This is a genomic window from Streptomyces sp. NPDC022552, assembly GCF_055561875.1.
In genome coordinates this window covers 19814-28185 of record NZ_JBVHGJ010000027.1, presented here as the reverse complement: position 1 = coordinate 28185, position 8372 = coordinate 19814, and the positions used below count along the sequence as shown (strand labels likewise).

The following is an 8372-nucleotide window of genomic DNA, read 5'->3' as shown; positions in this document are numbered from 1 at the left end:
GCCCGGTTACATTCCGAACCCGGAAGCTAAGCCTTTCAGCGCCGATGGTACTGCAGGGGGGACCCTGTGGGAGAGTAGGACGCCGCCGAACAATCTTTCAGGACCCTTGGTCCCAGCGTTCACGCTGGGACCAAGGGTCCTTTTGTTTTTCCTTGATTATTTCCGAAGCGCGTCGGAGTGCCGACTGCGCGAGAATGACTGCAGTACCCGAAGACAGGAGTCACGTCGATGTCCACCAACTCTCCCGACGATCGTCCGGAGCGCGAGCCGCGTCGTAGGGACGGCGGCGAGCGGGGCGGCTTCCGTGGCCCGCGTCGTGACGACAACCGTGGCGGCGGCACCGGCGGTGGTTTCCGTCGCGATGACAACCGTGGCGGCAGCGGCAGCGGCGGCGGCTTCCGTCGTGACGACCGTCGCGATGACAACCGCGGTGCCGGCAGCGGCGGTGGTTTCCGTCGTGACGACAACCGTGGCGGCGGCAGCGGCGGTGGTTTCCGTCGTGACGACAACCGTGGCGGCGGCACCGGCGGGGGCTTCCGCCGCGATGACAACCGTGGCGGCAGCGGCAGCGGCGGTGGTTTCCGTCGTGACGACAACCGTGGCGGCGGCACCGGCGGGGGCTTCCGCCGCGATGACAACCGTGGCGGCAGCGGCGGCGGCTTCCGCCGGGACGACCGTCGCGATGACAACCGCGGTGCCGGCACCGGCGGTGGCTTCCGCCGTGACGACCGCCCCTCGTTCCGACGTGACGACAACCGGGGTGACAACCGGGGTGGGGGTGGTTTCCGCCGCGACGACCGTCCGCGTGACGACCGTCGGGACGACCGTCCCTCGTTCCGTCGTGATGACCGCCGTGACGACAACCGTGGTGGCGGTTTCCGCCGCGACGACCGACGTGATGACAACCGTGGTGGTGGCTTCCGTCGGGACGACCGTCCGCGTGACGACCGGCGCGATGACAACCGCGGTGGCGGTTTCCGCCGTGACGACCGTCCGCGTGACGACCGTCGTGACGAGCGTCCGCGCGACGACCGTCCGTCGTTCCGTCGTGACGACAACCGCGGCGGTGGTTTCCGGCGCGACGACCGTCCGCGTGACGACCGTCGTGACGAGCGTCCGCGCGACGACCGTCCGTCGTTCGGTCGTGACGACCGCCGTGACGACAACCGCGGCGGCGGTTTCCGCCGGGACGACCGTCCGTCGTTCCGTCGTGACGACCGTCCCCGTGATGACCGTCGCGACGACAACCGCGGTGGCGGTTTCCGCCGTGACGACCGTCCCCGTGACGACCGTCGTGACGAGCGTCCGCGCGACGACCGTCCCTCCTTCCGTCGTGACGACCGTCGGGACGAGCGGCCGTCGTCGTTCCGTCGCGACGACCGTCCCCGTGACGACCGCCGTGACGACCGGCCTCGTGGGCCCCGTCGCGACGACAGCCGTGGTGGTGGCTTCCGCCGCGACGACCGTCGTGACGACAGCCGCGGTGGCGGCTACCGCGGTCGCGACGACCGGGGTGGCTACGGCCGTCGGGACGACCGTGACCGGGACCGTCCGGACCGCGCGCCCATCAAGCGGCTGCCGATCCCGGACGACGTCACGGGTGAGGAGATCGACGCGGACGTGCGCCAGGAGCTCATGAGCCTGCCCAAGGGGCTCGCCGAGGACGTCGCACGTAACCTCGTCATGGTCGCCAACCTGATCGACGAGGACCCGGAGCAGGCGTACGCGTACTCCCGTATCGCCCTGCGGCTGGCCTCGCGTGTCGCCGCCGTCCGTGAGGCCGCCGGCTTCGCCGCGTACGCCACGCAGAAGTACTCCGAGGCGCTGGCCGAGTTCCGGGCCGCGCGGCGGATGACCGGTGGTGTCGAGCTCTGGCCCGTCATGGCCGACTGCGAGCGCGGCATGGGCCGGCCCGAGCGTGCGCTCGCCATGGCCGGTGAGGCCGAGGTGGGGAAGCTGGACAAGGCCGGGCAGGTCGAGATGCGTCTCGTCGCCGCCGGTGCCCGTCGGGACATGGGGCAGCTCGACGCCGCCATCGTGACCCTCCAGAGCCCCGAGCTCGCGTCCACCGCCGTCCACCCGTGGACCGCGCGCCTGCGCTACGCCTACGCCGACGCGCTGCTCGCGGCCGGGCGTGAGGGCGAGGCCCGTGAGTGGTTCGCCAAGACGGTCGAGTCGGACAAGGACGGGGCCACGGACGCCTCCGACCGGCTCGCCGAGCTGGACGGTGTCGAGTTCGTGGACGCCATCGACGAGCTGGACGAGTCCGAGGAGTCGGACGAGACCGACGCCGTCGACGAGGCGGACCAGATCGACGACCAGGACGACGAGGACGACGAGGACCTGGACGACAAGGCGTAAGCGTTGATCTCGTAAGGGACATGGAGAAGGGCGGCACCCCGGCCGGGGTGCCGCCCTTCTCCATGTCCTCAGTCCAGCGCCAGACTTCTGAGCACCAGGCCCGTCGCCGGCTTCGGTCCGAAGGACGTCGACTTGCGCGGCATGGTGACGCCCTGTCGGGCCAGGTCCCGTACGACGTCCTCGTGTACGGGATGCATGAGCACCGCCGTACCGCCGCGGCGTTCGGCCTGCTCCACGGCGGCCTCGGTGTCGTGGATGTAGCTGATGTCCTCCGGGTCGTCCGGGATGTGCCACAGGTGGTCGAGCAGCGTGGCATGCAGGACCGTGGCGTCCAGGGTGCGCCACGCCTCCGGTCGGTCCGCGGGGACCGTACGGGCGAGGAGTTCGGGGGCGGGCCGGTCCACGAGGTGGAAGGTGCCGTCTCCGGCGAGGACGAAGGCGTTGCCGTCGGACGCGGCGGACGCCAGGGTCTCCATGACCTCAGCCAGCGTGCCCTCGACGCGGCGTACGCGGAAGCCGTCGCCGAGGGCGGCGAGGGCGTCGGCGACCGGGAGGCGGTTGAGCAGCCGGTGGATGGCGCGGACCCGGAGGGGGTAGCGGGCGGTGTCGATGAGCAGCACCAGTCCGTAGTTCCACGGGCTGGGCTGGGCGTGCTCCTCGCGGAGGCGGAGGTACGTCGCCCAGCGGTGGTGGCCGTCGGCGATCAGAGCCTGGTGCTCGGCGAGGCCGGCGGAGACCGCGGCGAGTTCGGCGGGGTCCGTGATCGCCCAGAGGCGGTGGCTGAAGCCGTCCTCCGTGGTGGTGGCGAGCAGGGGCTCGCGGTCGACGGTCCGCTCGATGACCTCGGCCGTCCCGTTGCCGTTGCCCCGGTAGGTGAGGAGGAGCGGCTCCAGGTTGGCCGCGGTGGTCCGCATCAGGGCGGCGCGGTCCTCGACGACGTGCGGCATGACGTCCTCGTGGGGGAGCACGATGCCCTCGGCCGGGGTGGAGAGTTCCAGGGCGCCGATGATGCCGCGTTGCAGGATGCCGTCGCCGCTCTGCTCGTACACGTACAGCGCGGGCTCGGGGTCCGGCGCGAGGACGCCCTCGGCGAGCCAGCGGTCGAGGGTGACGGCGGCCTTGCGGTGGCGGGTGCCGGCGGTGACGGCCTGGGGCAGGATCAGCCGGACGATGTTGTGGGGGTCGGCGGACTCGAGATGGTGCAGTCCGTCGGGCCGTACGACGACGTCGTACGGCGGTGAGGTCACGGCGGCCAGGCTTCCGACCCGATCGGGGACATAACGGAGTCCCCGGAACGGGACCAGGTGCAGACCGTCATTGGCCGCAGGACCTCTGCTCATCATTGCGCAATCGTAAGTGCGCGGTGGCAATGAGCGATGATCGGGGGAGTCGGGACGGCTGAGACGTGAGGAGTACGAGGTCATGGGTGACGGCGGCCAGGGCGGTCAGAGCGTGCGGCAGGGCTCGGAACGGGGTCCGGAGCCGGGCGCGCGGCCGGGCCTGCGGCACGGTTCGCGGGAGGTCAGGGACCGGCCGGCCGGCAGTGAGCGGGCGCTGAGCGAGGCGTACGACACGGCGCTGCTCGACCTGGACGGCGTGGTGTACGCGGGCGGGGAGGCGATCGCCCATGCCGTCGACGCGCTGGGCGTGGCCCGGGACGGCGGGATGCACCTCGCGTACGTCACCAACAACGCGCTGCGGACCCCGGACGCGGTGGCCGCGCATCTGACCGAGCTGGGGGTGCCGGCGGAGGCGGCGGACGTCATCACGTCGGCGCAGGCGGTGGCGCGGCTGATCGCCGACGAGGTGCCCGCCGGGTCGCCGGTGTTGGTGGTCGGCGGGGAGGGGCTCCGGGTGGCGCTGCGCGAGCGGGGCCTCGAGCCGGTGGAGTCGGCGGACGTGGACGGGCTGGCGGCCGTGGTGCAGGGGTACGGCGGGCCGGAGATGCCGTGGGGGCGGTTCGCGGAGGCGGGCTACGCGGTGGCGCGGGGTGTGCCGTGGTACGCCTCGAACACGGACCTGACGATTCCGGGGACGCGGGGGATCGGGCCGGGGAACGGGGCGGCGGTGGAGGTCGTACGGATCGCCACGGGCGGTGTCGTGGAGCCGAAGGTGGCGGGGAAGCCGTTGCCGCCGATGCACCGTGAGACGGTGCTGCGGACGGGGGCGGAGCGGCCGCTGGTGGTCGGGGACCGGCTGGACACCGACATCGAGGGGGCGTTCAACGGGGGCGTGGACTCGTTGCTCGTACTGACGGGTGTGACGGACGTGGCGCAGCTTCTGGCGGCGGTTCCGGAGCACCGGCCGACGTATGTGGACGCGGATCTGCGGGGGTTGCTGACCGGGCAGCCGGACGTGGTCGGGGTGCGCGGCGGCTTCGTGTGCGGTGGCTGGTCGGCCGAGGCGCGCGGTGGCGAGCTCGTCCTCGACGGTGAGGGGCACGCTCTGGACGGGGTGCGGGCGTTGTGCGCGGCGGCGTGGACGGAAGCCGGGGCGGGAGCCTGCGGGTCGGACGCGGGGAAGGCGCTGGAGCGGCTGGGGCTGTGACGGGTGGGGGCCCCGGCCGGGGCTCGCTCCCTGGGGTCTTCTCCCGCGGGGCTCGCGCCGGGGTTCTGACCTGCGGACGGGGATCGAACGCCGATAGCAGGGTAGGCTAACCTAACTCCCGTGTTGGTCGAGAGTCCCTCCCGAGCGAGCGCGGATTCGACCGGCCCCGACCAGACGCCGACGCGCCGGCATTCCGTGCGCGCCGTCGGGTTGGTCGTGGCCGTCGGAGTCCTGCTGCTGGTCTGTGTCCTGAGCGTCATGATCGGCGCCAAACCGGTGCCGCTCGGCGACGTGTGGCACGGGCTGTTCCAGAACACCGGCGCGGGAAACGACGTCATCATCCATGACGTACGCGTTCCCCGGACCCTCCTCGGGCTGCTGGTCGGTGTCGCCCTCGGCCTCTCCGGGGCCGTGATGCAGGGCCTCACCCGTAACCCGCTCGCCGAGCCCGGACTCCTCGGTGTCAACGCCGGTGCCGCCGCGGCCGTCGTCTCCGCGATCGCCTTCCTCGGGATCACGGACGTCAGCGACTACATCTGGTTCGCGTTCGCCGGCGCCGCCGTCGTCTCCGTCGTCGTGTACGTCCTCGGCGGCAGCCGCAGCTCCACGCCCGTGCGCCTCGCGCTCGCCGGGACCGCCGCCACCGCCGCGCTCTACGGCTACGTCAACGCCGTCCAGCTGCTGAACTCGGCCGCGCTCGACCGGCTCCGCTTCTGGACCGTCGGCTCGCTCGCCTCCGCCGACATGGAGACCGTGCGCCGCGTGGCGCCGTTCATCCTCGTCGGCGTCGTCCTCGCCCTCCTCATCTCCCGGCCGCTCAACGCCATGGAGCTGGGCGACGACACCGCCCGCGCGCTCGGTGCCGACCTCAACCGCACCCGTGTCATCGCGATGGCCGCCGTCACGCTGATGTGCGGCGCCGCGACAGCCGCCTGCGGGCCGATCGTGTTCCTCGGCCTGATGGTCCCGTATCTCGTACGCGCCATCACCGGACCCGACATGCGCTGGATCCTGCCGTACGCGGCCGTCCTCTCGCCCGTCCTGCTCCTCGGCTCCGACGTGGTCGGCCGGCTCGTCGCCCGCCCGGCGGAGCTCCAGGTCGGCATCGTCACCGCGCTGATCGGCGGACCCGTCTTCATCCGCCTCGTCCGCCGCAAGAGGATGGCCCAGCTGTGACCACCAAGACGCTACGGACCGGCGCCGGCCTCTCCCTGCGCTACGCGCCCCGCGCCGCCCTCTCCATGGTCGGGCTGCTCGCCGTGACCCTCGCCGCCGCCGTCGTGCTCGTCGGCAGCGGAGACTTCCCCATCGCTCCCGGCGACGTCGTCGCCACCCTCCTCGGCAACGGCACCGCCGTCCAGGAGTTCGCCGTCATGGACCTGCGGCTGCCTCGCGTCCTCGTCGCCGTCTTCGTCGGCGCGGCGCTCGGCATCGGCGGCGCGGTCTTCCAGTCCATCTCCCGCAACCCGCTCGGCAGCCCCGACGTCATCGGCTTCGGCCAGGGCGCCACGGTCGGCGCGCTGGCCGTCATCGTCCTCTTCCAAGGCAGTGCCATGGCCGCCGCGGGAGGCGCCGTCGTCGGTGCGCTGGTCACCGGCACCGCGATCTACCTGCTGGCCTGGAAGCGAGGAATCCACGGCTACCGGCTCGTCCTCGTCGGCATCGGCGCGGCCGCGATGCTCACCGCCGTCATCCACTACCTCATCACCAAGGCCAACCTCGTCGACGCCACCCGCGCGACCGTCTGGATGACGGGTTCGCTCGACGGGCGCGACTGGGAGCAGTTCTGGCCGCTGTTCGCCGTCTGCTGCGTCCTGATCCCGCTGGTCCTGGGCCACGGGCGGGCGCTGCGGATGCTGGAGATGGGCGACGACGCCGCGTACGCCCTCGGTGTGAAGGTGGAGCGGACCCGCATCGTGCTGATGGGCTCCGCCGTGCTGCTCGTCGCCGTGGCCACCGCCGCGGCCGGGCCCATCGTCTTCGTGTCGCTCAGCGCCCCGCAGCTCGCGCGGCGGCTGACCCGCTCGCCCGGCCCCAACCTCGCCGCCTCCGCCCTCATGGGCTCCGTCCTGCTGCTCGTCGCCGACTGGACCGCGACCAACACCTTCGGCGACCGGCAGCTTCCGGTGGGTGTCGTCACCGGGGTGCTCGGCGGCTGCTATCTGCTGTGGCTGCTCGTCACCGAACGCAAGGCGGGACGGATATGACGGACGCGAAGGTGACGGACGCCGGCATGACCGATTCGAACGAGAAGAACATCAGGAGCACCTCCATGGACCGCCAGACCCAGCGGCTCGGCGCGGAGTCGGTCACCCTCGCCTACGACCAGCGGGTCATCGCCCGCGACCTGTCCGTCGAGATCCCCGACAACTCGTTCACGGTCATCGTCGGGCCCAACGCCTGCGGCAAGTCGACCCTGCTGCGCGCCCTGTCCCGGATGCTCAAGCCCTCGGAGGGCCGGGTGCTCCTCGACGGGCAGAGCATCCACACCCTGTCGGCCAAGAAGGTCGCCAGGACCCTCGGTCTGCTGCCCCAGTCCTCCATCGCCCCCGACGGCATCACGGTCGCCGACCTCGTGGCCCGCGGGCGCTACCCCCACCAGGGGCTGCTGCGTCAGTGGTCGCCGGAGGACGAGCGGATTGTCCAGGAGTCGATGGCCGCGACCGGCGTCGCGGAGCTGGCCGAGCGGTACGTCGACGAGCTGTCCGGCGGGCAGCGCCAGCGGGTGTGGATCGCGATGGCGCTCGCCCAGCAGACCCCGCTGCTGCTCCTCGACGAGCCCACGACCTTCCTGGACATCCAGCACCAGATCGACGTCCTGGACCTCTGTGCCGAGCTGCACGAGACCCAGGGCCGGACGCTCGTCGCCGTCCTCCACGACCTCAACCACGCGGCCCGGTACGCCACCCACCTCATCGCCGTCCGCGGCGGCGAGGTCGTCGCCGAGGGGCCGCCCGCCGAGGTCGTGACGGCCGAGCTCGTCGAGCGGGTCTTCGGGCTGCGCTGCCAGGTCATCGAGGACCCGGAGACGGGCACGCCGCTCGTGGTGCCGGCGGGACGGAAGGCCCGGGGCAGGAAGCAGGAGCCCGCGCTACAGAAGTGAGCGCAGCTTCAGCAGGTCGCGGAAGCCGGCCTCCAGCCTGACCCGGCCGGAGGCCCAGGCCTTCGCGAAGTTCAGCTCGCCGTCCACCATCGCCACGAGGTCGTCGCCCGTCATCGCCAGACGGATCTGCGCCTTGCCGGGCGGCGGGCCCGGCACCGTGTCCTGGACCTCGACCCGGCCGCCCGCGAGGCGGCCGGTGAACGTCGTGTCCAGGTCCGTGATGTGGCAGCTCAGGCTGCGGTCGAGCGCGGCAGCGCTGCGTACCTCGCTGTCCGCGCGCGAGAGATTGTCCGAAAGTTTGTCGAGTGCGCTGCGGCACTCCTCGATCGTGGCCATCGTGATCGACCGTACCTCAGGGCTT

At 72.1% G+C, this 8372-nt stretch carries 7 protein-coding genes, 1 rRNA gene and 1 pseudogene; 7 read left to right on the top strand and 2 right to left on the bottom strand.

The features are described from left to right. The 3 genes and pseudogenes from rrf to ACZ3OF_RS35720 form a co-directional block, all read left to right on the top strand. Positions 1–91: ribosomal RNA gene (gene rrf, locus ACZ3OF_RS35730) — 5S ribosomal RNA — on the top strand; the annotation flags it as partial. Positions 92–396: 305 nt separating this feature from the next. Beyond that, positions 397–1095, top strand: a pseudogene (locus tag ACZ3OF_RS35725) (tetratricopeptide repeat protein); the annotation flags it as partial. A 480-nt stretch (positions 1096–1575) separates the two neighbouring features. After that, positions 1576–2361 (top strand): hypothetical protein, encoded by a 786-nt coding sequence (locus ACZ3OF_RS35720; RefSeq protein WP_361682306.1) that lies wholly within the window; start codon positions 1576–1578, stop codon positions 2359–2361. Positions 2362–2429: 68 nt separating this feature from the next. Here the strand turns inward: ACZ3OF_RS35720 and ACZ3OF_RS35715 are convergent, their stop codons facing one another. Further along, positions 2430–3704, bottom strand: coding sequence for a DUF1015 domain-containing protein (locus tag ACZ3OF_RS35715; protein WP_361671406.1), 1275 nt, complete (start codon positions 3702–3704; stop codon positions 2430–2432). Between the two features lie 79 nt (positions 3705–3783). On the opposite strand from ACZ3OF_RS35715, the gene ACZ3OF_RS35710 reads away from it, so the two are divergent. The 4 genes from ACZ3OF_RS35710 (at position 3784) to ACZ3OF_RS35695 (ending at position 8011) form a co-directional block, all read left to right on the top strand. Then, entirely contained in the window at positions 3784–4908 is a 1125-nt protein-coding gene (locus ACZ3OF_RS35710) for an HAD hydrolase-like protein (protein ID WP_467309008.1), read from the top strand. Positions 4909–5028: 120 nt separating this feature from the next. Beyond that, on the top strand, positions 5029–6084 hold the full coding sequence (locus ACZ3OF_RS35705; RefSeq protein WP_467309006.1) for an iron chelate uptake ABC transporter family permease subunit: 1056 nt from the start codon (positions 5029–5031) through the stop codon (positions 6082–6084). Continuing rightward, the gene (locus ACZ3OF_RS35700) at positions 6081–7115 is read left to right on the top strand and encodes a FecCD family ABC transporter permease (protein WP_361671401.1); all 1035 of its coding nucleotides are present in this window, start codon (positions 6081–6083) and stop codon (positions 7113–7115) included. Before ACZ3OF_RS35705 ends, ACZ3OF_RS35700 begins: the two co-directional genes overlap by 4 nt. Positions 7116–7180: 65 nt before the next feature. Further along, positions 7181–8011, top strand: coding sequence for an ABC transporter ATP-binding protein (locus tag ACZ3OF_RS35695; protein WP_361671441.1), 831 nt, complete (start codon positions 7181–7183; stop codon positions 8009–8011). Here ACZ3OF_RS35695 and ACZ3OF_RS35690 read toward each other — a convergent pair. Further along, positions 8000–8347, bottom strand: a complete 348-nt coding sequence (locus ACZ3OF_RS35690) for an SCP2 sterol-binding domain-containing protein (protein ID WP_361608346.1) — start codon at positions 8345–8347, stop codon at positions 8000–8002. The genes ACZ3OF_RS35695 and ACZ3OF_RS35690 overlap by 12 nt on opposite strands. Positions 8348–8372 lie beyond the last annotated feature (25 nt).

What these genes read in the sequence shown, in the direction of transcription:
- ACZ3OF_RS35690 (WP_361608346.1), bottom strand. Translation starts at nt 8,347, where the DNA reads ATGGCCACGATCGAGGAGTGCCGCAGCGCACTCGACAAACTTTCGGAC.
- ACZ3OF_RS35695 (WP_361671441.1), top strand. Translation starts at nt 7,181, where the DNA reads ATGGACCGCCAGACCCAGCGGCTCGGCGCGGAGTCGGTCACCCTCGCC.
- ACZ3OF_RS35710 (WP_467309008.1), top strand. Translation starts at nt 3,784, where the DNA reads ATGGGTGACGGCGGCCAGGGCGGTCAGAGCGTGCGGCAGGGCTCGGAA.
- ACZ3OF_RS35715 (WP_361671406.1), bottom strand. Translation starts at nt 3,704, where the DNA reads ATGATGAGCAGAGGTCCTGCGGCCAATGACGGTCTGCACCTGGTCCCG.